Source organism: Maribacter sp. MMG018 (assembly GCF_018100785.1).
In the GTDB taxonomy this organism is placed as follows: Bacteria; Bacteroidota; Bacteroidia; order Flavobacteriales; family Flavobacteriaceae; genus Maribacter.
In genome coordinates, this window is sequence record NZ_JAGJEC010000004.1 from 190,206 (window position 1) to 212,990 (window position 22,785).

The following is a 22,785-nucleotide window of genomic DNA, read 5'->3' on the forward strand; positions in this document are numbered from 1 at the left end:
GCTATGGAAATTAAAAAAATACTGGTAGCCACCGATTTTTCTGACGAGGCCTATAATGCCCTCTTTTATGCAACCCAAATATGGGCAATGCAAGAGTGTACTTTTTATATTCTTAACGCTTATGACGAGGCAACGCCTCTGACAGGCGCACACAAAGCTCCCTTACTGGGCAAAAAAAAGTTGGAAAAACTAGAAACGGAGTCCATTGAGGCCCTGACAAAAATATCGCACAGAATTACCTTGGATACGGGCAACAAACGGCATACGTACAAAACCATATCCGAACAGGGCACATTGGCGACGGTAATACCCAAAACGGTCAAAAAGCTTTCCATTGACCTAGTGGTTATGGGGAACAAGGGTAGAACCGGTGCCAAAGAAATTTTTATGGGCAGCAACACCCTTAAAGTAGCTGGCAGCATAGATCAATGTCCGCTTTTGGCGATTCCGAAGGGAATCGACTTTAAACCGCAAAACAATATTGCATTTGTAACCGATTACAAGAAAGGATGTAATACCAAAACCTTGGACCCGCTTTTGGCTATGGCCGCAATCACCAAAGCCCCTATCAACGTAATGCATATTGCAAGTGAGGAAAAATTGAGCTCGGTGCAAATATCAAACAAAAAGCTATTGGAGCTCTGTTTGAAAGATGTAGACCACTCTTTTCATCAAGTACTGGAATTTGACGATAAGGCAAAAGTGATAGATAGTTTTATAGAGACCCATAACATTAGTTTGCTGGCCATGGTGTACATGAAAAGAAGTTTTATGGAACGTTTGTTACGCGAACCGGTCATAAAAGATATTAGTCTGTATGCGAAATCCCCTTTTCTGATACTGCCTATGAGAGAGTGACAATTGTCATAGTTATTCTATTGATTGACAGTTATTTTTAAGAAACATACATTAATAATGTCATGAACAAACAGATCCTTATACCCACCGATTTTTCTAAGAATGCCTTGAACGCCATGAGGTATACCGTGGATCTGTATTCGAAATTGAACTGTGATTTCTATTTTCTGAACGTTCTGGACTTTGAACGCTACACTACAGAAAATTTAATAATTCCAGAATCGGGTAGCGCTGCCTTTGAGTTGGCAAAGAAAGATACAGAGAAGAAATTTCAAAAATTATTGAACACGCTGGCTTTGCATAACGACAACCCAAAACATCGTTATCATACCATTACAACCCTAGATTTTTTATTAGAGGCGATGAAAAAGATAATTGCCGAAAAAGATATTGATCTGGTCGCCATGGGCACCAAGGGGGCGACGGGATCCAAAAAAGTGTTCTTTGGAAGCAATACGGTAAATGCCATGGAGAAAATAAGGGAATGTCCCGTATTGGCCATACCGGACGAAATTTCTTATACCGCTCCCAAAGAAATTGTTTTCCCCACCGATTACAAAGACACATTTAAACGCAAAGAGCTTAGGTATCTTATAGAAATAAGTAAAATGTACCATAGCAATATAGCCGTTTTGCATCTCAACAAAAAAAATGAACTAAGCCACAATCAAAAGGAAAACAAGCAATTATTGGATACGATTTTAGAAGATACCCCCCATAGCTTCCACAACCTTACAGAAAACAATTTGGCAAAGGGGATACAAACATTTATAGAAAGTAGAAATAGTAATATGATGGCATTTATTAACCGAAAACATCTCTTTTTTGGCAGTGTGTTCTCTAATCCATTGGTAAAAGAAATAGGGTATGATGCCACCGTACCCATATTGGCTTTGCATTGATCCATTAACCATCTAAATAAAGATTATGAAAAAAATAGGAGTTTGGCTAGACAGTAAGCAAGCATATATCGTACAGGTAACCGACAATGACGACACCTTAAAGACCATTACCTCAGACATTGAGTTCTTTAACAGGACCAGCACCGGGGGATCTAGGGTAAAATGGGGCGGCACCCAAGACATCAACCATGAAAGAAAGTACTTGGAGAAAGAGAAAAAACAGTTTAAAAAATACTTTAAAACCATTGCGGACGCTGTTTCCAATGTAGATGAACTAGCTCTTTTTGGTCCTGCGGATATCAATGAAAAATTTAAAAAGGAACTATCGGAAAATTACAAGTCTATTGCCGACAAAGTAACTACCGTACAAAAAGCGGATAGTATGACAGAGAACGAGACCCGGGCTTTGATCCGGAATTTTTTTAGACATAGATAGTTGGTTTGGAAATGTCTAAATCTTAAGGCCGCCATGGGTAGCAATACCTTGGCGGTCTTATAAAAATGTCAGCACATTAAAGAGGAAATCGTTAGTAAACCGTAGCCATGGCCCTTACCGAAAATTGGATCAATTTGAACCTAAGGTATATTACAGATTACAAACTTAGATATGATACCAAGAACATATTGTTTCAGGGTATAGAAAGATCATTTTTAGAGACCAACTGAAAAGTAACCTTGGCACCTACCACACTCCAATTATTGAAAATACCAACTGTAAAAGTCCAACTAAAAAAAGAAAAATGACAACACCGGATATTGAAATCATAAAATCATCAGGGGAAAAAGTGATATTTTCTTTGGACAAGCTTAGAAACTCGCTAAAGCATAGTGGTGCCAACCATGAATTGGTAGAGCAGATCGTTGATACCGTTCGTGCAGAGGTGTACCCTGGCATTTCTACCAAAGAAATATACAACCGCGCCTATGCCTTGCTAAAAAGAAAAAAATCGGTCTTTGCCTCTAAATACAAACTAAAAAAAGCAATCTATGAATTGGGCCCTACCGGGTTTCCCTTCGAACGTTTTGTGGCGGCTATTCTACAATATTCCGGTTTTTCGGTTCAGGTAGATATTATCATGACCGGCACCTGTGTAAAACATGAAGTTGATGTATTGGCCGAAAAGAATGAAACCGTCACCATTGTCGAGTGCAAATTCCATAATGAAGAGGGCCTTAACTGCAACGTAAAAATACCCCTTTACATCAACTCTAGATATAAGGATATAAAGAGCCATTGGTTAAGTAAAAAGAGTAACACCAAGAAACTGGACCGGGGCTGGGTGGTCACCAACACCCGATTTACCGAAGATGCGATAAAATATGGCGAATGCAGCGACCTCTATCTATTAAGCTGGGACTACCCTAAAAATAATGGGCTTAAAGATAGGATAGATAGGTTAAGCCTCTATCCCATAACCGTACTATCGCTACTTACCAAACGCGAAAAACAATTTTTACTCAGTAGAGATGTAGTGCTTTGCAGACAATTGGTGAAAGACAAATTTTTTCTGGACCATTTGGGTATCTCCAGCATCAGAAAAGAAAAAATATTAAAAGAGGTAGGTCAACTTTGTAATCAATAAAACCATGAACAACGTTAAAATTCATTTTTTAGGCGCTTGCGGCACCGTAACGGGATCCAAATTTTATTTGGAGACTCCAGAGCTCAATATTATGGTAGACTGTGGAATGTTTCAAGGCTTAAAGGAATTAAGGGAAAACAATTGGAAACCATTGCCCATAAATGCCGCCAATGTTGATGTGGTTTTATTGACCCACGGTCATTTAGACCATACGGGTTACCTGCCAAGATTGGTAAAAGAAGGCTTCAACGGCAAAATACTTGGCACCGCACCAACATTGAACATCACCGAAATTATTCTGTTGGACAGTGCCAAAATTCAAGAGGAACAAGCCAAGAAAGCCAATGAGGAAGGGTTTTCCAAACACCGGCCCGCCCTACCCTTCTATTCGGTAGAAGAAGCCAAAAACACTCTAAAACTATTTGAATCCTGCCCAAAAAGTGAATGGATATCCCTATCGGATAACATACGTTTTAAATTTAGGTTCAACGGCCATATCATAGGTGCCACTTTTATTGAGCTAGAGATATTTGGAAAGACCTTTGTCTTCTCTGGGGATGTAGGCAGGGTACATGATCTATTGTTGGAAACTCCCGAACGCCCCCAATGGGCCGATTATTTATTCTTGGAAAGCACTTATGGCAACAAGCTACACCCCGAAGAGGATGTTACAGAAATTCTCAGCACTTTGGTACACAAGACCATTCATGAAAGAGGCACCCTTATTATTCCATCTTTTGCCGTAGAGCGTTTACAATCGCTAATGTACACCCTATGGTTATTGTTCAAGAAAAACAAAATTCCGAACATTCCGATTTTTATAGATAGCCCCATGGGCAACAATGTACTTTCTGTTTTTGATCGTTTTCCAGATTGGCATAAGCTGTCTGTAGACGAATACCATGCCATGCTACAGCATTTTACCATCATAACCTCTTATGGCGATACCTGGAAAACGATAGATGACCCAAGGCCCAAGATAGTTATTGCCGGAAGCGGTATGGTTACTGGTGGCAGGGTGTTAACGTACTTAAAACAATTAATAGATGTACCTACGACCAATGTACTATTAGTAGGTTACCAAGCGGAAGGTACTAGGGGCCGTCAACTATTGGAAGGCTGTCACGAGATAAAACTATTTGGTAAATATTACCCGGTAAAGGCCAAAATCCACCTCATCGAGAGTCTTTCTGCCCATGCAGACCAGAACGGTCTCTTACATTGGGTGGATGCCATTAAAAATGTACCCGAGGCCGTTTTTCTGATACATGGGGAACCGACCGCCCTGGATGCATTTAGGGTAAAGATCAAAGATGTTAAAGGCTGGAACTGCCAAATTCCGAAATTGAACCAAACACTGGAGTTAATGATATGAACATATTTCTTTTTGCACCAATAAGCCCCAAATGACGGATATCATATACATTCTTTAATATTTCCCTTACTTTAGGGCCGTTCACCTGCAAAACCAACCTTCAAATGAAAAAAGTAATCCTTTTGGCCGCCGTTCTATTAACCAGTTGTTCTCCCGTTAGCTTAGTAGAAAATTGGAAAAACCCCGATATCGTACTTTTTCATGCGGATAAGGTTCTATTGGTAGGTATGGCGCAGGACCAAGATGTGCGCACCTATTTTGAGGACGAGCTAAAAAAGGAATTTGACAAAAGAAATGTGGAAGCTTGGCGAAGTATCGATATTTTTGATGTCTCTTTCACCGACTCACAAAAAACCGAAAAAGAATTGGACGATGTGGAGCAAAGTCTTTTGAACAAGGATTTTGACGCTATTTTGTTCACTAAAATTACGGGATCAGAAAACCGGGAAAATTTCATGAAATCGATATCTCGTTTAGACGATCATCAAAAACGCTTTAATGATGACTACTTAGAACACCAAGGTATTTATTACGACGAAAGCTACTATGAAAACTTTAAGGTCTACCATGCCGAAACCACGTTATATTGCATCTGCGAAGGCAAGGAAAGATCTATGATCTGGCGGGGCATCATAGACATAACAGATCCTACAAACGTAAATAAGGCCATAGACGATTATATTAAACTGGTCGTATTGGCCCTAGAAGAACAAGATCTGATTTTTATAAAAGAATCCGAATAGGCACAAACTTGTAACCGGACTATAACAGGGGACTAAAAATTTTACCGACACCCTCTTTTAACTTTTTGCCCCACGGTCTGTTCACAAATTCCTCATAGTTGAGCATTTTGCTGGTAGCACTATCCTTTAGAAAGTCCTCCTTCAAAAGCTTGGCAAAAGCCTTATCATAAATAACGGCATTTACCTCATAATTTTGTTCAAAACTACGGTCGTCCAGATTGGCCGTTCCAATGGTGCTAATGGCGTCATCGCTTACAATGATCTTGCTGTGTAAAAAACCATCGGGAAAGAGATATATTTTTATTCCTGCTTTTAAAAACGTTTCAAAGTAAGAGTGAACGGACCAACTTACGATCGTATTGTCCGCATTCTCCGAAACCAACAAACGTACATCTACCCCACTTAGAGCCGCCGTCTGCAAAGCCTGTATAATGGCCTGACTGGGAATTATATAAGGATTTGTAACATACAGATATTTTTTGGCCTTGTTGATAATGGAAAAATAGGTTTGTTCCAATACCGGAAAATCATCGTCGGGCCCTCCGGAAACTATTTGCACCAAAGAATCCGACACGGCGTTCACCTCATTTTTCGCGTGGGCCAACGGTTGTAACAATTCTTCGCTCACCAAATACCAATCCATCATAAAAACTTGATCTAAATGGTTGGCTGCAGGCCCTTTGATCTCTAAATGCATATCGTGCCATTTTCCCAATCCTACTTGACCCTTTAAATATTTATCCGAGATATTGATTCCGCCCGTAAAAGCCACAAGACCATCTACCACAATAATCTTTCTGTGATTTCTATAATTCAAGGATGAAAAAAAGCGACCAAACTTAAAGGGAAGAAAAGAATAGACCTGTACCCCAATGGCATTTAGCTTTTTTAAATAGCTCTTACTTAACGAAAAACTACCGATACCGTCATAGATCATTCTAACGGTAACACCTTGGGCGATTTTTTGCTCGAACAATGCCAATAACCGGTCGGCAAGCTCCCCTTCCTCAAAAATATAGTACTGAATATGAATTTGGGTCTTTGCCGTCTCCAGCGCCTTAAAAATGGCATTAAAGGTTGTTTTGCCATCTTTTAGCAAATGTAGCTCATTGTTAGAAGTAGGTGGAAAATGTGAGTTTTTATAAGAAAGCTTTATCAGTTTTTTAAATCTTCCCCCAAAAGCATTTATTTGCTGCTCGTTAGGTTTCGGCAATTTTGCGAACAGGTCTTTTTTAAGGCGCAACAACTTAAGCTTTCTTCTATTTCTACCAAATAGCAGGTATAGGATTATTCCACCGATGGGTATGGCGAATATGGCCAATAACCATGCTAAACTCTTAACAGGTTTTGCACCGTGCAAAAGAATCGTAAGTACTATAAATATGGTAATTAGGACATAAATACCAACAAATAGAATAGTCCCCATAGCTTTTAGCTTGTATAGTTACGTATTGCTCAATAGGCATAAAGATCAACAATATAACATTTACACCGTAAAAGGACCGTGACAACCGTCATTTTTCGGTTTATCACGATTGGCCTTTCCTGTAAACAATGGTTGTAATAAATACATATTGCCAAATAATGGACGTAAACCACATTTGGCAATGAATGTTTATGTTACGAGGACTTTTCTAAAAATAATCCAATACGTGACCAAAAATCCAATACAAAATCAAAAAAACGAAGAAGGTTCCTATGCAACCGCATTTACCGCCCCCTATTTTTCTGGCTCCGTACCAAGCTCCAATAATCTGAATTAGTTTCTTCATATCTTACAAGTTAACCACTCTTTATAAATTATAAAGGGCATCTTCCTATTTTTTAATATAAACGGTCTTTTTGTTCACGAACTCTAAGATACCCTCTCTAGAAAGCTCCCTACCATACCCAGAGGCCTTGGTGCCACCAAAAGGCAATCTAGGATCCGATTTGACCATATCATTAACAAAAAAGGCGCCATCGGGTATCTCTGATATTAGGTTATAAGCGGCATCGGTATCTTCGGTAAAAAGCATTGTACCCAGACCATAATTGGAATCGGAAGCCAACTCTATGGCATGTTGCCTATCTTTCGCTTTTACTATCGCGGCTACTGGACCAAAGGTCTCTTCCTCAAAAACGGGCATACCGGGCACTACCTCGGTGATTATGGTAGGTGCAAAATAGGCACCGTTCATGGTATTTCCTAAAACAAGTTTGCCTCCTATCTTTAAAGACCTGTCCACTTGATCTTTTAACGTTTCCGCCAAATCTTCCCTTGCCAAGGTACCTACATATGTTTCGGCATCCGAAGGATCGCCCGTTTTTAATTCCCGTACACGTTTTGTAAACCTGTCTACAAACTCATCATAAATATCGGCGCATACGATAAAGCGTTTGGCCGCGATACAGCTTTGTCCTGTATTTTGCATTCTTGCCATGACCATCGTTTCTAGGTACTTGTCCAGATCGGCATCCTCAAAAACGATACAGGCATTGTTACCACCTAATTCCAACACGGTTTTTTTGAGGTGACCGCCCGCAACCTTGGCGATACTTTTTCCCGCTTTCTCACTTCCTGTCAAGGTAACGGCCTTGATCTGGTCATTGCCTATTAACCCCTCAATTTCGGCATGCCCTGCCAATACTGTTTGAAAACAACCTTTGGGGTAACCGGCATCCTCAAAAAGCGCTTGCAACGCCTTTGCACAACCGGGAACATTCATGGCATGTTTAAGAATCCCCGTATTACCTGCCGTTAGTGTGGGTGCCGCAAACCTGATTACCTGCCAAAAAGGGAAGTTCCAGGGCATCACCGCCAATATGCAGCCCAGAGGGTCGTAACTTATAAAACTCTCATCGGCATCGGTATCTATAAGTTCATCCGCCAATAGATCCTCTGCATTATAGGCATAAAAATCACAGACCCATGCACACTTTTCTATTTCTGCAATGCCCTGTGATATGGGTTTGCCCATTTCCAATGTCATGAGTTTGGCATACTCCTCTTTTCGGTCCATTAACAGACTAGCCACTTTTTTTAATAATTTACATCGTTCCTCAATGGGTAAACGGCTCCAATCCCCTTGAATTTTTTTATTCAATTTCAACTTTTCGGAAATAGAATTCGGGGTATCCAATTCATATTCTTTACCTGTTTCTCCAGTAAAAGGATTCTTAGAAAAAATACTTGCCATAACCTTTGTTTTTATACATAGCTAAGTTAAGGCTAACCTTCTATTTACGGGAATGTAAAACCATTAAATTCTTCCTTTTTTCACCTCTTTATCATTGCCGTTAACAATTAAATTATTTGAGCTAACAAGTACAGTATCATAGTACGAAATTTGTACTGTAAATGATGAGAGACATCATATTTTAAATCTAAAATTTGATACTATTATGAGTAATAACGGAAACACACTTTTAGCAATTATCGCTGGTTCTGCCATTGGTGCGGCACTAGGAATATTATATGTCCCAGACAAGGGAGAAGTAACACGAAAAAGAATCGCGGACAAGGCGAACGAGACCAAAGAAAGTTTAACGGAAAATGCCATTCAGCTAAAGCATAGGGTTGCGGATACCATCGCCTCTGAAAAGGAAACGCTGGACACGAGAGTTGAATCTTTGGTGTCGGATGTAAGTTATAAGACCGAGGATGTTATAAGCACCCTTGAAAAGAAATTATCTGAACTGAAAGCCAAAAACAAAAAACTGCAAAAAAGTTCATAGATGGGTGTTTTTAATTCTCTAAACGAAACTTCTAACAAAGCTGTAGATCTAAGCGAACAGTTTTACCAGAAGACACAGGAGTATTACAAACTGAAAGTTTTTCACCAATTGTCATTAACTACCGGAATGTTCTGTAAAATGGCCATTCTTGGTAGTTTGGGCTTTTTGGGCCTACTATTCTTTTCGGTAGCGGGTACTATTTTTCTTGGTGAAATCTTAGACAGTCTGGTTCTTTCCTGTTTGATTATTGGTGCTCTTTTCTTTGTTATAGTCACCATTTTATACAAGACAAGAAAAAGAATTGACAATTTTATCGTAAAGAAATTGTCGGCAAAATTTTTTACCTAAACCATGAAAATATATGAGAACTTCGATCAAATAGAATTTGATCTGCATAAACTGGATTTGGAGCGTAAAATTGCGCTAGAAGAGCTAAAGGGGCTCAAACAGGAAGTTAAAGAAGACTTGGCACCCTACAACTGGCTATCTACCTCGGTATCATTGGTGAAAAAATATGGCTTTTTGTATTTAATCAAGAGATTTTTAAAATAAACATCCCCTCTTAACTATACCGTTTTTAACGATATGGACTGTTTTACGTTGCTATTAAAATCGCTAGGGCTTATACCATACTTGTTCTTAAAAATTTTAGAAAAGTAACTTCTACTGCTAAACCCAATGGAATATACCACTTGAGAGATATTCATATCTGTTTGGCTAATATAGTCCCTTGCGGCCTCTAACCTAACGTGGCGTATATATTCCGTCACCGTTCTGGCATATAACAATTTAAAGCCTTCCTGTAATTTGGCCTGTGACAGTCCCGTATCTAAGGACAGCTTTTCTAAAGTATAATCGACAGATACATTTTTTGCGATCTTATTGGCAAGATCCCTAATAATCTTTAACTCTCTACGAACCAAGGCTGTTTCTGGCAGGGTATTTTTACTGTCTTTTTCGTGCTGTGCAATATGCATGGCCAAAATCTCGTACACCAAACCTTCTATCTGCATTACGCGAACCATACCGTTCTTGTTACGCACTTTTCTCAATGCCCCGATTTTATTCGCCAATTTTAGGTTGTAAGACCCAAAATAGGTGAATCTTTTTTCGTGGTCCGTATCCATAAACACATGGTAGAGCTTTTTATTCAATGCCTCTACCCCGTTCAACCTTTTTCTTAAAAATTTCTTACGTGTAATCTGTACCACGTTAATGGCCAACTTTACCCCTTCTGAAAAATACCCATAACTTGGATCATTGCTATTATTGGCAATAATTACCGATTGAAACTGCTCTAAGGTTTTTGTTTCTGATTCCGGTTGAATTTCAAAACGATGACTGCAGTGGCCTTCTAGACAATAATAAAAACGAATGGGGTTAAAATCTTCAGAATCCATTACGAAAGTAACATCATCGTGAAACGTAATGTTATACTCCAATAAAGTGACCCCCCAATCAAAAGTGATGAACCTAATGTCGCCGGTAGCTTTTTCATTGTTTACCCTAAGGGTATATTCGCCCCATCTCTCCGTAATTTCCCCTCCTATCTGTTCTTGGATCTGTTTAACATTACTAGCTGTAGAGCTTCCCGTAGTCTTAATTCTTATCATCGTTTATCTTCCTGCTTTTAGACCTGCCGGTGCAATATCAAAATTATACGTCCGCCAAGCATATCTTTAGTTCATATGACGTAGCGATTAATATACAAAAATTGTTATGCTGCCCTATTCAACTCACCTATAGAGCAAAAAAAAGTCCCGATAAAGGACTTTTTCTTTGTATTACATTTTGTGTGGCGACCCTTCGACTAGTTGTTACTCTTCTTTAACCAGGCATCCAACATCCAACTTACTTTTTCTAAACTACCAATATAGCCCCCGATCATATCAACGGTTCCTTCATCGCCGGCGTCCTCGGCCTTTTCTACCACTTTGGTCATTTGTTTTAAAAGTTGCTGGTGATCGGCAAGTATCTGTGTTACCATTTTTTTGTCACTGACCAACGAGCCGGCCTCGCCTACCTTAGATAGTTTTTGATACTCCGAGAACCTACTTTCGGGGTGGTGCCTAAGGGTAAGAATACGCTCGGCTATTTCGTCTACCTTAATTCTTGCATCGGTATACAATTCCTCGAACTTTTCATGAAGCACAAAAAAGTTTTCGCCCACTACGTTCCAATGAAACCCGCGAAGGTTTTGATAGTATACATTATATTCCGCCAAAAGAATATTCAATTCGTCCACTACCGGTTCTATCTTCTTTACCTCTATATTCAAATAACTCATAATTAAATATTTAACGTTAATAATTATCGTTTCAATACTCAAAATTACATAGCGGCATTAATTGTAATTGTCTCAATCGAAACAACACTTGACCCTAATAATATTTTGGCAGAACTTTAACGACTGCAAAACCTCATACCTACGTTTTATTATACCTCACACCAATAATTAACATATAAAACAACATCCAAAACCCTATTTGAAGGTTAACACAAAAGGTTTTTATCTTAACGCTATCCATATGAGTTAAAGCATCCGGTATTTAAGCAAAGAAATCAGGCATCACCCTTGTAATTTTGGAGTGTAGGCAGCATTGAACATTAGATAATGCATACCTAAACGGATGTAAAATGACCGGCATTCAAAATAAAAATCGGTTTATAATTTAATACGATATATTATGAATACATACTCAGAAACTGTAGGAAACAAGTTAAACGACATTTTAGAAAAAACATACGATGCGGAGAAAGGTTTTAAAAAAGCCGCAGAGCATACGGAAAATACCGCATTGAAATCTTATTTTAAGGACAAAGCAGCACAACGATACAATTTTGGACACGTACTAAAGACCGAAATAAAATCTTTTGGTCATGAAGTAGAAAAGGGTGATAGCATTACCAGTAAGGCCCACAGAGCCTGGATGGATGTTAAAGCACTTTTTGCCAACGATAACGAAGAAGCTATGCTAGAAGAAGCCATTAGGGGTGAAAAAGCGTCTGTTGAGGAATATGACGAAGTAATTAAGGATGCCTCTTTACCGACCAGTACCTTGCAAATATTAAAAAATCAGAAGATGGCCATCGAGAACGGTCTTGCCAATATTAAAACATTGGAAGATATTGCTTAAAAAAAGTTATTAAAATTATATTGGTAAAAGAAGGGCTACACGTCCTTCTTTTCTTTTTTTACGGGTCTACCGTCTACTTGTTTCTTATATGTTTTTGGACTGCAGTTGTATTTGTTCTTAAATATTTTACAGAAATAGCTTCTACTGGTAAAACCTATAGAATAAACGACTTCAGAGATATTCATATCGGTGTTCCGAATAAGCTCTTCCGCCTTTTTTAATCGTACATTTCTAATATATTCCCCCAAAGTGGTATCGTGCATAAACTTAAAACCAAGCTGTAATTTGGAAGGGGAAATCCCCGATTTCATAGAAATAGCATCAATACTATGTGGCGCTTCCGGATAGTTGTTAATATAATCCGTAAGCTCGGTAATCATCTCCAGTTCCTTTTTTAACAGTGTGGTCGCCGGTTGTATGCCTTTTTCAATATCTTCTTGAAATTGCTCTATCTGCTTTGCCAATATCATATGGCAGACTCCATTAAAATAACTTAAGGAAGCGATGGAATCCGCAAATTTGGCATTCTCCAGCTTTTTGATCAATTCCCCAATCTCCAGATTAAATTTACCCACATGAAGGTTTCCCTTTGTTTTATCATATGAATCCAATAATGCGGTCAAGGTATCGCTTTGTTCCTCTAACTGATTCTTATATTCCTTTAAATTGATACGTATGCAGTTAAAGACCAAATGTTCATCTTTTTTAAAGATTAATTTTGTCTTGTGGTCTTGATCGTTAAAAACAACCGCCGTTTGCAGTTCCTCAAGTTTCGTAACTACTTGATGACCATAAAACTTATGAAAACAATTTCCCTTTAAACAATAGAAAAGACATACCTGATCACTTTCTACCCAATCCATCACCAATTCATGGTCGGTATTTAGGGTCAGGTCAAATTCAAAGGCCATAAGACCTTCTTCCAAATTTACGCAGTTTACCTGTCCAGAACCTATAGTGGAATCCACCATTAAAACAGGCACTCCACTTTCATTGACCACGGTACCTTTTAATTTCTTGTTTAAAAGAAGTAGCTCGTGCAATGCATTTCTCCTTTTTGTCTTCATAGAGATATCTATTTTACTGATATTGAGATTTTTCCCCTTAGTAAAAGTAAGTCAAGTTTTATATTTTGTTTAGGGAACCGGAATAAGTTTTTAACAAAACCATTATAATAACTCGCATATAGTGGTTTTGCTGGGCATTTATTTCTAATGCGTCACCTTTTTAATTGTTTGAAACAATACCTTTTTCGTTATTTCTATTACTTGTAGGTCGAAAAGAAAGGGAAATGTATTTTAAATTATCAAATACTGCGACGAAAGAAATTCTGGAAAAATTTACCAAGGCAACCTTTAAATATCCAAATCTTTATACTCCACAACAAGTGATAAATGGTTTAAACGAGGTTTCCATTCCCATTATTACCATGCAAGAAAAAGATAGTATCTCTTTGTCGATTTGGGGGTTGCTTCCAACCAAATATAGTGAGGATTGGGGTGTTTTTCAACGAATTTGCAACACCCTCAACCTTCATGAAAACACCTTAGATTCCGATCTATGGTGTACCAAGCCTATAAAACAACAAAGAGGTTTGTTGCCCGTTACCGGTTTTTTTACTTCTTTCATAAAAAACGGAAAATCTTTTCCTTACCATATAAGCCTTAAAAACGAAAAACCATTTTACCTTGCCAGTGTCTACAATACTTTAGAGGATGGTTTTATAACCTGTTCGTTGCTAATCGGCAAATCTGCCGGTTTTATAAAACAATATCAGAATACCGTGGATAACGTTCCAATAATTATTGGCGAAGAGGACGTAGACAGTTGGTTGGCACACGAAACACCTTTTGACCAAGTAAAAAATATTCTGAAAAGAAGGCCTGTTATAGATTTTAAGGCCACGCCCATCGCCAAAGAACTCTTTAACAATGATATATCGTACGACAGCATGTTGGCCGCATATGAATATCCCGAAATTTAATATTTTTCATTGAACCCAATCGATAACCTCATATGAGTTAAGCATTGTGTGGATACCACCAAGACCTACGGAATAATACCCCGAAATTTACACTATAAGAAAAAGGGAGTGCCCCTTGAGTATTAGAACCTTAAAAACAATCATATTATGTTACGTTGGACAATAATTTTTATAGTACTGGCTATTATAGCAGGTATCCTAGGTTTTGGAGGAATCGCGGCAGGTGCCGCCGGTATAGCCAAAATTCTATTCTTTGTATTTATAGTGCTTTTCCTTATCTCTTTAATTAGAGGCAAAAAAGTAGTATAGCCTACAAAAACAACAAAATAATTAATAACCTTAAAAATAAAAAGAATGAAAAAATCGGTATATATGTTCCTATTCTGTCTAATGACAATAGGTGTAGCACTAAGTTGTAGAGAAGAAAAAACGGCAGGTGAAAAAATTGAGGATGGAGTCGAGGAAATCGGTGACGGTATTGAAGAAGGTGCCGAAGAGATCGAAGATGAAATCGATGATGCCACCGACGACCACCAATAGTATAAAAAAGAACACTGACCGCTAAGAGGGCTTATAGCCCTCTTTTTTTATGTAAATATGCACCGACCCCTTAAAATATGGTATCTTAATGACTTACAAACGATTATTGAATGAGTAGTGTTTTTTGGATAGCATATGCGGTGGTCACCTTATGGAGCATCATCAACATTATTTTTTATGGCTCGCGGGCCACTAAAATGATAAGTTGGTCGCTAACCGTGATCATTATGCCGTTTTTGGGCCCTATCCTCTACTATCTTTTTGGTATCAACAGAAGAAAATTCAAGCTTTTTAAACTGAAACAGGACGAGAAAAGAAAACTCTACTCAGAAACGTATAAAGAGCTAAAGGGAGGAGAGCAAAGTGTTCATGAGTTTACCGACTATAAACACAATAAAATTGCCTCCCTCATCAGAAGCAACAGCTACTTTGCCCCATACGAGGGCAACAAAATAACACTTCTTAACGATGGTGACGAGGCGTTCAGTTCAATTTTCAAGGCCATTGAAGCAGCCCAAAAATTTATACATCTGCAGTATTTTATATTGGAACAGGGAGACCTGCTCGATCGTTTATATGAGCTGTTCGCCAAAAAAATAAAGGAAGGTGTAGAGATCAGAATGCTCTACGATTCTTTGGGAAGCCATGCCTTGGGGGGAAAGGTCGTTAAGCGTTTTAAGAAAATAGGGGTACAGGCCTATCCTTCGCTCCCCATACGATTTGGAAACCTGTTGTTTACGCTGAATTACAGAAACCACAGAAAGATTATGGTTATTGATGGCAATGTCGGATTTACGGGAGGTTTCAACGTATCGGACAAATACATAAAACCTATTTCCGATTTGGGGCTGTGGCAAGATATGCACCTAAAAATAGAAGGCCCAGCAGTGAACAGCCTGCAGCGGATATTTGTAAAAGATTACCATTTTGCCAGTAATGAAGACCTTTTGTTACAAGACAGGTATTTTCCTAAAGTAAATGCCGTAGGTACCAGTATTGCCCAAGTAGTATCTAGCGGGCCCGATTCTAAATACCCTGCGATCATGCAACAATATTTGACCATGATCAATACTGCCGAAAAGAGTATCTGTATCGCCAATCCTTATTTTATACCTGGTCAACCTGTATTAGAAGCATTACGAATAGCGGCCTTAAGTGGCATTGAGGTCAACTTGCTAACACCCAAAAAATCTGATTCACTTTTGGCAAAATACAGTATGTTCTCTTCTTTTGAATCGCTATTGAACGTTGGCGCCAATATTTATCTAAGACCCGATTTTTCACATAGTAAAGTAATCGTAATCGATGGTGAAATAGCCTCTGTTGGTTCCGGTAATTTCGATTATCGCAGTTTTGAGCATAATTTTGAGACCAATATGCTTATCTATGACCAACAAATCGTACAGACCATTGATGAACTATTTCGCGACCATTGCAAGAAAAACGTTCGCCTAGAACTCGCCAAGTTTAAAAATCGCTCCATTTTTATAAAGTTCATGGAGGGGCTCGCCAAATTTTTCAGCCCTTTGCTCTAAACCAAACCATCGCCACTTACCTTATGTATTAATGCATAAGAGCGCCAGAGCGTCTTCGGTCTTACCTTCTTGCAACCACCTTTGGGCAAGCTGATGTACCTTTACAGTACTATCGGCCATTACTTCCCCTACTTCTGGCAGGGCCGCAATAGCATCCATGGCCTCTTTGCTCGGCAAGCTTTCCAAATTACCTAGGCGTCCCAAATTGTTACCTGTAAGTACGTTACTCTCACGAACCGCTATCGGCAATTGATCCACGCCTATACCTTTGTTACGAATAGGTTTTGGAATCTCAAAGAGCGAGTCTCCACTGGAGCGCGTATACCAGTTTCCGCCCATACGGCCCACCAAGTCCAATTTTTGGGTATCTAGATTGCCGTCGGCATCCAAATAATCGGTATTCATATGTACCAGTTCTACCTTGGCCAAAATCAGGTTTCCGGCGCCCGGCGTATCCGCCAGTTCGATCACCTCGGTTACGCTACACTCAATGGCCACCGGAGCTTCTGCCACTCTGGGCGGTTTCACCTTGGTACTTTCTATTTGGGTAAACCCGGATTTTTTAAACTCGTTCACCCCTTTGTCGTACGACGTACTGGCCAAAGACATCTGCTCTACCATAGGGTAGTTTACAATGTTTATGACCACCTCGGGCACTTCCAATACATTTTCATGGGTGTGTTTCAAAGACCCGTCCCTACCGCTTCTATTGGGCGAGAATATCATTATTGGCGGGTTGATACTAAAAATATTAAAGTAACTAAAAGGACTCAAATTCACGTTACCCTCTTTATCAACAGTACTTGCAAAACAAATAGGCCTGGGCGCCACGGCGGAAAGCAAATAGGCATGTAATTGTTGTTGGGGAACGTTATTGGGATCGATCGTCTTTATCATTTCTTGTTATTTAGCAGGTAGTATTTTTCCCGACACTTCACCAAAACCGATGCTAACATCACCTTTCTTGGCGGAACCCCGCATGGTAATAGTGTCGTTATCTTCAATAAAAGTGCGCGTAGCACCGTTCTTTAGGTCGATTGTTTTTTGTCCTCCCCAAGAAAGTTCCAACATAGATCCATAGGAAGTTTCATCTTTACCCGAAATGGTGCCCGAGGCCATTACATCCCCGACACATATGTTGCAACCGTTTATGGTATGGTGCGCCAATTGTTGGGCCATGTTCCAATACATATACTTAAAATTTGACCTACACAAGACCTCTTCTTCCCCATTTTGGGGCCTAATACCGACGGACAGGTCAATATCGTAATTCTTGGGACCCTCTGTACGCAGATAGGGCAGCACTTCGGGGTCTTGATCAGGACCTTTTACCCTAAAGGGTTCCAAAGCTTCCATGGTAACGATCCAGGGCGACATGGACGATGCAAAACTCTTACCCAAAAATGGCCCCAAGGGCACATATTCCCATTTTTGGATATCGCGAGCGGACCAGTCATTAAAAAGCACCATGCCAAAAATATACTCCTCTGCACGCGACACCGGCACACTTTCTCCCAAATCGGAATTTCTTCCAACAACAAAAGCCATCTCGAGTTCAAAATCCAATCGGCCCGTAGGTTTAAAAACAGGGCTTGCGGCCCCTTTTGGCATCACCTGACCTTTGGGTCGGTGTATGGGGGTGCCACTGACCACCACAGAAGAGGCCCTGCCGTGATACCCTACCGGTATATGTTTCCAATTGGGCAACAGGGCATTTTCTGGATCTCGGAACATTTTACCCACATTGGTGGCATGTTCCAAACTGCTATAAAAATCGGTATAGTCACCGATCTTTATAGGAAGATGCATGGTCGCCTCACTTTGGGGCACCAAAAAACGTGGGTTCTTTTTTAGTTCAGAATCCTCATCTATCAATAATCTTTGCACCTGTAACCGCACCTCATTGGTCACCTTTTTTCCCAGCCCTATAAAACGGTTCAGGGTAGGTTGTGTAAAATAGTCCTTTTCCGGAGCTATTAACCCGGCATCGGCCAATACGGCCAGATCAATAATTTGGTCACCAATGGCGATGCCGGCCCTGGGTGCATCCCCGGCGACCGAAAAAATACCAAAAGGCAGGTTGTATATTGTAAAATCGGAATTTTCGGGCACCGGTACCCAAGTCTGCAATGGTTTCATCTAAAAGCACATTAATTGGTTAAGCGTTCAACCATGATCGGTAGTAATCGCCATCATCGATTTTTAAGGCATTTTCGGTTACCTGCAAGGGCTTAAAAGTATCGATCATCACTGCCAGTTCCTCAGAGCCTTTCTGACCGATACTACGCTCTACAGCCCCTGGGTGCGGACCATGTGGTATGCCTGCCGGATGCAACGAAATATTGCCCGGGGCCACCCCGTTACGACTCATAAAATCGCCATCTACATAATACAGCACCTCATCGGAATCTATATTGGAATGGTTGTAGGGCGCAGGAATGGATTTAGGATGGTAATCGTATAGCCTTGGCACAAAAGAACAGATAACAAAGGCCGATGTCTCAAAGGTCTGGTGTACCGGTGGCGGTTGGTGCACCCTACCCGTAATGGGCTCAAAATTGTGGATCGAGAATCCGTACGGATAGTTGTAACCGTCCCACCCCACAACATCAAAAGGATGGCCTACATATACCATTTCATGGATCACCCCTTGTTTTTTCACCTTCATCAGGTGCTCATCGGTATCTATAAAAGTTTCCAGGTTTTGCGGCAACTTATAATCGCGCTCGCAAAAGGGAGCATGTTCCAACAACTGTCCAAACCAGTTTCTATACCGTTTGGGTGTATATATGGGCGTAAACGATTCCGCATAAAAAATACGGTTGTCGTCCCCATCAAAATCGATTTGGTAGATAACGCCCCTCGGAATGATCAGATAGTCGCCATACTCAAAGGGAATCTGCCCGAAAATGGTACGAAGCACCCCAGAACCTTTATGAACGAACAGCATTTCATCGGCATCGGCATTCTTATAAAAGTATGTGGTCATCGATTTTCTTGGGGCGGCCACCCCAATATGTACATCGCTATTTACCAAGAGCGGTTCTCTCGCCTCTAAAAAATCATCTTTGGGCGCCACATTAAAACTTACCAATTTTAACGACCTAATGTGCTTTTCCAGCGCAATCTTCGGAGATACATCGGTGCTTTTCAATATTTCTTTCACCATCGTAGGCCTATTGTGATGGTACAACAACGACGACATACCATCAAAACCAATGGTACCGAACAACTGTTCGGAATACAGCTCCCCGTCCGGTCTTCTAAACTGGGTATGACGTTTTGGGGGTATATTACCTTGTCTGTGATAAATGGGCATAAACCAATGTTTTAATTAATCTGTTCTCTCCCTTAAAGTTAGGTATTACTACATTAAAAAATGTTTAAAGAACCTATAAAGTTCCCCTTAGCTCTTGCTCACGTTCTATAGCCTCGAACAATGCCTTAAAATTGCCCTTACCAAAAGAGGTGGCCCCTTTTCTCTGTATTATCTCAAAGAACATGGTAGGTCTTGCCTGCACGGTCTTGGTGAATATTTGAAGTAGGTACCCTTCATCGTCGCGGTCTACCAAAATTCCCAATTTTCGTAGCGAGTCTATATCCTCATCTATTTTACCGACCCTATCGGTAAGTAGATCGTAATAGGTAGTGGGCACCGTCAAGAATTCTACGCCCCTACTTTTTAGGTCGGTCACGGTTTTAACGATATCATTGGTAGCTACCGCAATGTGCTGTACACCTTCCCCTTCATAAAATTCCAGGTACTCGTCTACTTGCGATTTCTTTAAACCGGCCGCAGGTTCGTTTATAGGAAACTTTATACGACCGTTACCATTACTCATTACCTTGCTCATCAAAGCCGTAAACTCCGTAGAAATATCTTTATCGTCGAAGGATAGAATTTGGGTAAAGCCCATCACTTTCTCGTAGAATTCTACCCAATAGTTCATTTTACCCAAGTGAACGTTGCCCACCATGTGATCCACATATTTTAGACCGGTATCCGTAGGTCGGTAATCGCTCTCCCACTTCTTATAACCTGGCAAGAAAACACCATTGTAGTCTTTTCTTTCCACGAATATATGTACCACTTCACCATAGGTGTGAATACCCGAACGTACTACCCTACCGTCTTCATCCTCTTCTACCTGGGGCTCCATAAAACTTTTCGCCCCTCTTTTTACCGCTTCTTCATAGGCATAGGTGGCATCATCTACCCATAGGGCGGTCACCTTTACACCATCGCCATGCCTGTCTATATGCCTACCTACTTCGGTACCGCTCTTAAGCGGCGAGGTAAGCACCAACCTAATCTTGTCTTGCTCTACCACATACGATTCATATTCTCTACTCCCCGTCTCTAAACCCTTATAGGCCAATGACTGAAACCCAAACGCAGTTTTGTAATAGTGTGCCGCCTGTTTTGAGTTGCTCACATAGAGCTCTATATAATCGGTACCGTTTATAGGCATAAAATCGGTTGCCTTCCCTTGTTTTTTTTCTGTTGCTATCGAAGTTGACATATCTTAAGTTTTTAGTTTGTTGTTAATGCAACATTGTTGCTAAAAAAAATGTTTTATGCTATTAATGGTTTCTCTTTAATGATTCTTGAAAGTGCCTCTAGCATTGCCTTATTGGCATCTCTTGTTCCAAAGGAAATACGTACCATTCCCGGAGCGCCAAAGTTACCTACGGGCCGTACCATAATTCCCCTTTTCTCTAACGAAGCCACCAGTTCGGTATCGGGAATAGGTGGGTGTATCATCACAAAATTGCCCTGTGTAGGCCAAAACTTGATGCCCAAGGCACGTAATCCGTTCAATACATATGCGCGTTCCCCTTGTACCAATTGCACCGTTCTTTCTACAAAATCTATATCCTTTAATGCAGCTATGGCACCCTCTAGCGCCAAAGACGATAGTAAAAAAGGCTTGCATATTTTTCTGATATAGTTGCTTATGTGCAAGGGAGCGTAACAGTACCCTACCCTTAACCCTGCCAGACCATATGTTTTAGAAAAACTATTGATGGCAATTATATTTTTTTTCTCCAATACATAAGGTAACGCCGAGGTATAATCGCCAGCTTCGGCAAAATGCCTGTACACCTCATCGAGTACTACGACCACATGTTCTGGAAGTTGCCCCATGAAGGCGGTCAGTTTTTCTTTGGGAATGTAATTTCCGGACGGATTATTGGGCGAAGCCAAAAACACCAATCTTGTACGCTCTGTAATCGCCTTTAATATTCCCTCTAGGTCATAATCGTAATCACTGGTCATTGGTACATTAACGGCCTTGGCCCCCATCCACCTGGTAAAAGCGGTATAAGGTAAAAAGCAGGGCTGACTAACGAACACTTCGTCACCTTCCCCCAAAAAGGCCTTGGAAATAATATCTATGATCTCTGATCCGCTATTGGCGGTGATAAAATGGTCAGCGGTCAATTGGTTATCAAAATCCGATACCAATGCCTCTCGCAATCGATGGTCGGTATTGTCGGGGTACAGACTTAAATTGTCCAATGCACCCGTCAACGCTTCTTTTACTTTGGGCGAATACCCTAAAGGATTTTCATTAGAAGACAGCTTATGTACCTTAATACCATTGGGCATTGCTATTTTCTTGCCCCCACCTTTATAGGTACTATCTTCTAAAATGTATGGTTTATATCGTATAGACGCCATTTGAGCTCATTTATGTGTTACCTAACCAAGGTAAAACTACAAAATATTTTCAATATTGTTGCACTAACAACAATTTTAACGATTATCTCCACTATTTTTGATATCAGAAATAGATATTATGGATAGGACCGAAGGTTTTGGCGTGTATATAGATCGGACTTTAAAAAAGGTACAACATACCTTTTTACAGGTTTTCGCCGATAACGATATTGACCTTACCATTGAGCAATGGGTCATTTTACAACGGGTACATTTAGAGGGCAAGGAAGCCTCACAGGCAGATATTGCCAAGTCGAACTTTAGAAACAGGGCCACCACTTCGCGTGTGATCAGTGGCCTATGTAAAAAGGGGCTGTTGAAAAAATCTAGGTTCAGGGACGACCAAAAACGCTATAAACTAATAATGACCGAAGAGGGCCGACACCTGATGAAAGAGGTAATGCCCTTGATAAAAGATCTGCGCCGGGTAAGCACCATTGACATTTCTGAAGATGAATTTGAGACCTTTTATAAGGTCTTAGACCAATTGTACCAAAATTTTGATGAGTACGAGGGCTACAAAAAACCCATAGAATAAGGGCTTTTTAAATAAGTGAATCTTTTCGTTGATTTTGGTTTTACCGCTATATATTTTTTACTAAATTTGCAGCCACATTTAAAAAAGCGATTTTTTAATGTTGGACGGTCGCGTAGCTCAGCTGGATAGAGCATCTGCCTTCTAAGCA

Annotated in this window: 27 protein-coding genes; 16 read left to right on the plus strand and 11 right to left on the minus strand. The window is 40.1% G+C overall.

The genetic code is table 11. The annotated features are described in order from the left end of the window. Positions 1-3: 3 nt before the first annotated feature. From J8L85_RS15905 to J8L85_RS15930, 7 genes are all read left to right on the plus strand, one after another. A complete protein-coding gene (locus tag J8L85_RS15905; RefSeq protein ID WP_211018913.1) occupies positions 4-858 on the plus strand; it encodes a universal stress protein in 855 nt (284 codons plus the stop codon). Between the two features lie 62 nt (positions 859-920). Further along, positions 921-1,760 carry a universal stress protein gene (locus J8L85_RS15910; RefSeq protein WP_211018914.1) on the plus strand — a complete coding sequence of 280 codons (840 nt, stop codon included), beginning with the start codon at positions 921-923 and terminating at the stop codon, positions 1,758-1,760. A 25-nt stretch (positions 1,761-1,785) separates the two neighbouring features. Beyond that, a complete protein-coding gene (locus tag J8L85_RS15915) occupies positions 1,786-2,196 on the plus strand; it encodes a hypothetical protein (protein ID WP_211018915.1) in 411 nt (136 codons plus the stop codon). A gap of 107 nt (positions 2,197-2,303) precedes the next feature. Further along, positions 2,304-2,426, plus strand: a complete 123-nt coding sequence (locus J8L85_RS18070) for a hypothetical protein (protein WP_282103044.1) — start codon at positions 2,304-2,306, stop codon at positions 2,424-2,426. A gap of 74 nt (positions 2,427-2,500) precedes the next feature. Continuing rightward, a complete protein-coding gene (locus J8L85_RS15920; RefSeq protein ID WP_211018916.1) occupies positions 2,501-3,343 on the plus strand; it encodes a restriction endonuclease in 843 nt (280 codons plus the stop codon). A 4-nt stretch (positions 3,344-3,347) separates the two neighbouring features. Beyond that, complete coding sequence (locus tag J8L85_RS15925; protein ID WP_211018917.1) at positions 3,348-4,718, plus strand: MBL fold metallo-hydrolase; 1,371 nt, start codon at positions 3,348-3,350, stop codon at positions 4,716-4,718. Between the two features lie 104 nt (positions 4,719-4,822). Beyond that, positions 4,823-5,461 carry a hypothetical protein gene (locus J8L85_RS15930; RefSeq protein WP_211018918.1) on the plus strand — a complete coding sequence of 213 codons (639 nt, stop codon included), beginning with the start codon at positions 4,823-4,825 and terminating at the stop codon, positions 5,459-5,461. Between the two features lie 19 nt (positions 5,462-5,480). On the opposite strand, the gene cls (J8L85_RS15935) is transcribed toward J8L85_RS15930, so the two are convergent. The 3 genes from cls (J8L85_RS15935) to J8L85_RS15945 all read right to left on the minus strand — a co-directional run bounded on the left by cls (J8L85_RS15935) (position 5,481) and on the right by J8L85_RS15945 (position 8,640). Further along, a complete protein-coding gene (gene cls, locus J8L85_RS15935; RefSeq protein ID WP_211018919.1) occupies positions 5,481-6,887 on the minus strand; it encodes a cardiolipin synthase in 1,407 nt (468 codons plus the stop codon). 208 nt (positions 6,888-7,095) lie between these two features. After that, entirely contained in the window at positions 7,096-7,233 is a 138-nt protein-coding gene (locus J8L85_RS15940; protein WP_211018921.1) for a hypothetical protein, read from the minus strand. A gap of 45 nt (positions 7,234-7,278) precedes the next feature. Further along, a complete protein-coding gene (locus J8L85_RS15945) occupies positions 7,279-8,640 on the minus strand; it encodes an NAD-dependent succinate-semialdehyde dehydrogenase (protein WP_211018924.1) in 1,362 nt (453 codons plus the stop codon). 205 nt (positions 8,641-8,845) lie between these two features. Here J8L85_RS15945 and J8L85_RS15950 point away from each other — a divergent pair, with 205 nt between their 5' ends. Genes J8L85_RS15950 through J8L85_RS15960 form a run of 3 tightly spaced genes read left to right on the plus strand, consistent with a single transcriptional unit; the run spans position 8,846 to position 9,730 of the window. Further along, positions 8,846-9,178: a YtxH domain-containing protein gene (locus J8L85_RS15950; RefSeq protein WP_211018926.1), complete on the plus strand. Its 333-nt coding sequence runs from the start codon at positions 8,846-8,848 to the stop codon at positions 9,176-9,178. After that, a complete protein-coding gene (locus tag J8L85_RS15955; protein ID WP_211018928.1) occupies positions 9,179-9,526 on the plus strand; it encodes a hypothetical protein in 348 nt (115 codons plus the stop codon). 3 nt (positions 9,527-9,529) lie between these two features. Continuing rightward, positions 9,530-9,730, plus strand: a complete 201-nt coding sequence (locus tag J8L85_RS15960; protein ID WP_047247410.1) for a hypothetical protein — start codon at positions 9,530-9,532, stop codon at positions 9,728-9,730. A 14-nt stretch (positions 9,731-9,744) separates the two neighbouring features. Here the strand turns inward: J8L85_RS15960 and J8L85_RS15965 are convergent, their stop codons facing one another. Together J8L85_RS15965 and J8L85_RS15970 are read right to left on the minus strand one after the other, a co-directional pair. After that, positions 9,745-10,791, minus strand: a complete 1,047-nt coding sequence (locus J8L85_RS15965; protein ID WP_211018930.1) for an AraC family transcriptional regulator — start codon at positions 10,789-10,791, stop codon at positions 9,745-9,747. 197 nt (positions 10,792-10,988) lie between these two features. After that, positions 10,989-11,465: a DNA starvation/stationary phase protection protein gene (locus J8L85_RS15970; protein WP_211018932.1), complete on the minus strand. Its 477-nt coding sequence runs from the start codon at positions 11,463-11,465 to the stop codon at positions 10,989-10,991. A 400-nt stretch (positions 11,466-11,865) separates the two neighbouring features. On the opposite strand from J8L85_RS15970, the gene J8L85_RS15975 reads away from it, so the two are divergent. Next, entirely contained in the window at positions 11,866-12,315 is a 450-nt protein-coding gene (locus J8L85_RS15975) for a PA2169 family four-helix-bundle protein (RefSeq protein WP_211018934.1), read from the plus strand. A gap of 35 nt (positions 12,316-12,350) precedes the next feature. Here the strand turns inward: J8L85_RS15975 and J8L85_RS15980 are convergent, their stop codons facing one another. After that, positions 12,351-13,382, minus strand: coding sequence for a helix-turn-helix domain-containing protein (locus tag J8L85_RS15980; protein ID WP_211018936.1), 1,032 nt, complete (start codon positions 13,380-13,382; stop codon positions 12,351-12,353). Positions 13,383-13,606: 224 nt separating this feature from the next. On the opposite strand from J8L85_RS15980, the gene J8L85_RS15985 reads away from it, so the two are divergent. From J8L85_RS15985 to cls (J8L85_RS16000), 4 genes are all read left to right on the plus strand, one after another. After that, positions 13,607-14,299: an SOS response-associated peptidase family protein gene (locus tag J8L85_RS15985; RefSeq protein ID WP_211018939.1), complete on the plus strand. Its 693-nt coding sequence runs from the start codon at positions 13,607-13,609 to the stop codon at positions 14,297-14,299. 147 nt (positions 14,300-14,446) lie between these two features. Next, positions 14,447-14,608 carry a DUF1328 domain-containing protein gene (locus J8L85_RS15990; protein WP_084696445.1) on the plus strand — a complete coding sequence of 54 codons (162 nt, stop codon included), beginning with the start codon at positions 14,447-14,449 and terminating at the stop codon, positions 14,606-14,608. A gap of 45 nt (positions 14,609-14,653) precedes the next feature. Further along, positions 14,654-14,839: a hypothetical protein gene (locus tag J8L85_RS15995; protein WP_211018941.1), complete on the plus strand. Its 186-nt coding sequence runs from the start codon at positions 14,654-14,656 to the stop codon at positions 14,837-14,839. A gap of 110 nt (positions 14,840-14,949) precedes the next feature. Beyond that, positions 14,950-16,374: a cardiolipin synthase gene (gene cls, locus J8L85_RS16000; RefSeq protein ID WP_211018942.1), complete on the plus strand. Its 1,425-nt coding sequence runs from the start codon at positions 14,950-14,952 to the stop codon at positions 16,372-16,374. Between the two features lie 21 nt (positions 16,375-16,395). Here cls (J8L85_RS16000) and J8L85_RS16005 read toward each other — a convergent pair whose 3' ends face one another. From J8L85_RS16005 to hisC, 5 genes are all read right to left on the minus strand, one after another. Next, positions 16,396-17,271, minus strand: coding sequence for a flavin reductase family protein (locus J8L85_RS16005; protein WP_211018945.1), 876 nt, complete (start codon positions 17,269-17,271; stop codon positions 16,396-16,398). A 6-nt stretch (positions 17,272-17,277) separates the two neighbouring features. Next, positions 17,278-18,513 (minus strand): fumarylacetoacetase, encoded by a 1,236-nt coding sequence (fahA, locus tag J8L85_RS16010; protein ID WP_211018947.1) that lies wholly within the window; start codon positions 18,511-18,513, stop codon positions 17,278-17,280. 19 nt (positions 18,514-18,532) lie between these two features. Next, positions 18,533-19,693: a homogentisate 1,2-dioxygenase gene (locus J8L85_RS16015; RefSeq protein ID WP_211018949.1), complete on the minus strand. Its 1,161-nt coding sequence runs from the start codon at positions 19,691-19,693 to the stop codon at positions 18,533-18,535. Positions 19,694-19,766: 73 nt separating this feature from the next. Next, the gene (hppD, locus tag J8L85_RS16020; RefSeq protein ID WP_211018951.1) at positions 19,767-20,897 is read right to left on the minus strand and encodes a 4-hydroxyphenylpyruvate dioxygenase; all 1,131 of its coding nucleotides are present in this window, start codon (positions 20,895-20,897) and stop codon (positions 19,767-19,769) included. A 53-nt stretch (positions 20,898-20,950) separates the two neighbouring features. Then, positions 20,951-22,060, minus strand: a complete 1,110-nt coding sequence (gene hisC, locus J8L85_RS16025) for a histidinol-phosphate transaminase (RefSeq protein ID WP_211018954.1) — start codon at positions 22,058-22,060, stop codon at positions 20,951-20,953. Positions 22,061-22,178: 118 nt separating this feature from the next. Here hisC and J8L85_RS16030 point away from each other — a divergent pair, with 118 nt between their 5' ends. Beyond that, the gene (locus tag J8L85_RS16030; RefSeq protein ID WP_211018955.1) at positions 22,179-22,637 is read left to right on the plus strand and encodes a MarR family winged helix-turn-helix transcriptional regulator; all 459 of its coding nucleotides are present in this window, start codon (positions 22,179-22,181) and stop codon (positions 22,635-22,637) included. Positions 22,638-22,785 lie beyond the last annotated feature (148 nt).

Bases quoted from the DNA above. Each gene is read 5' to 3' on its own strand.
- J8L85_RS15975 (WP_211018934.1), top strand. From the start codon at position 11,866: ATGAATACATACTCAGAAACTGTAGGAAACAAGTTAAACGACATTTTA.
- J8L85_RS15955 (WP_211018928.1), top strand. From the start codon at position 9,179: ATGGGTGTTTTTAATTCTCTAAACGAAACTTCTAACAAAGCTGTAGAT.
- fahA (WP_211018947.1), bottom strand. From the start codon at position 18,513: ATGAAACCATTGCAGACTTGGGTACCGGTGCCCGAAAATTCCGATTTT.
- J8L85_RS15960 (WP_047247410.1), top strand. From the start codon at position 9,530: ATGAAAATATATGAGAACTTCGATCAAATAGAATTTGATCTGCATAAA.
- J8L85_RS15995 (WP_211018941.1), top strand. From the start codon at position 14,654: ATGAAAAAATCGGTATATATGTTCCTATTCTGTCTAATGACAATAGGT.
- J8L85_RS15925 (WP_211018917.1), top strand. From the start codon at position 3,348: ATGAACAACGTTAAAATTCATTTTTTAGGCGCTTGCGGCACCGTAACG.
- hisC (WP_211018954.1), bottom strand. From the start codon at position 22,060: ATGGCGTCTATACGATATAAACCATACATTTTAGAAGATAGTACCTAT.
- J8L85_RS15910 (WP_211018914.1), top strand. From the start codon at position 921: ATGAACAAACAGATCCTTATACCCACCGATTTTTCTAAGAATGCCTTG.
- J8L85_RS18070 (WP_282103044.1), top strand. From the start codon at position 2,304: ATGGCCCTTACCGAAAATTGGATCAATTTGAACCTAAGGTATATTACA.
- cls (WP_211018919.1), bottom strand. From the start codon at position 6,887: ATGGGGACTATTCTATTTGTTGGTATTTATGTCCTAATTACCATATTT.
- J8L85_RS15945 (WP_211018924.1), bottom strand. From the start codon at position 8,640: ATGGCAAGTATTTTTTCTAAGAATCCTTTTACTGGAGAAACAGGTAAA.
- J8L85_RS15965 (WP_211018930.1), bottom strand. From the start codon at position 10,791: ATGATAAGAATTAAGACTACGGGAAGCTCTACAGCTAGTAATGTTAAA.
- J8L85_RS15980 (WP_211018936.1), bottom strand. From the start codon at position 13,382: ATGAAGACAAAAAGGAGAAATGCATTGCACGAGCTACTTCTTTTAAAC.
- J8L85_RS16030 (WP_211018955.1), top strand. From the start codon at position 22,179: ATGGATAGGACCGAAGGTTTTGGCGTGTATATAGATCGGACTTTAAAA.
- J8L85_RS15970 (WP_211018932.1), bottom strand. From the start codon at position 11,465: ATGAGTTATTTGAATATAGAGGTAAAGAAGATAGAACCGGTAGTGGAC.
- J8L85_RS15950 (WP_211018926.1), top strand. From the start codon at position 8,846: ATGAGTAATAACGGAAACACACTTTTAGCAATTATCGCTGGTTCTGCC.
- J8L85_RS15985 (WP_211018939.1), top strand. From the start codon at position 13,607: ATGTATTTTAAATTATCAAATACTGCGACGAAAGAAATTCTGGAAAAA.
- J8L85_RS15990 (WP_084696445.1), top strand. From the start codon at position 14,447: ATGTTACGTTGGACAATAATTTTTATAGTACTGGCTATTATAGCAGGT.
- J8L85_RS16005 (WP_211018945.1), bottom strand. From the start codon at position 17,271: ATGATAAAGACGATCGATCCCAATAACGTTCCCCAACAACAATTACAT.
- J8L85_RS15905 (WP_211018913.1), top strand. From the start codon at position 4: ATGGAAATTAAAAAAATACTGGTAGCCACCGATTTTTCTGACGAGGCC.
- cls (WP_211018942.1), top strand. From the start codon at position 14,950: ATGAGTAGTGTTTTTTGGATAGCATATGCGGTGGTCACCTTATGGAGC.
- J8L85_RS15915 (WP_211018915.1), top strand. From the start codon at position 1,786: ATGAAAAAAATAGGAGTTTGGCTAGACAGTAAGCAAGCATATATCGTA.
- J8L85_RS16015 (WP_211018949.1), bottom strand. From the start codon at position 19,693: ATGCCCATTTATCACAGACAAGGTAATATACCCCCAAAACGTCATACC.
- hppD (WP_211018951.1), bottom strand. From the start codon at position 20,897: ATGTCAACTTCGATAGCAACAGAAAAAAAACAAGGGAAGGCAACCGAT.
- J8L85_RS15940 (WP_211018921.1), bottom strand. From the start codon at position 7,233: ATGAAGAAACTAATTCAGATTATTGGAGCTTGGTACGGAGCCAGAAAA.
- J8L85_RS15930 (WP_211018918.1), top strand. From the start codon at position 4,823: ATGAAAAAAGTAATCCTTTTGGCCGCCGTTCTATTAACCAGTTGTTCT.
- J8L85_RS15920 (WP_211018916.1), top strand. From the start codon at position 2,501: ATGACAACACCGGATATTGAAATCATAAAATCATCAGGGGAAAAAGTG.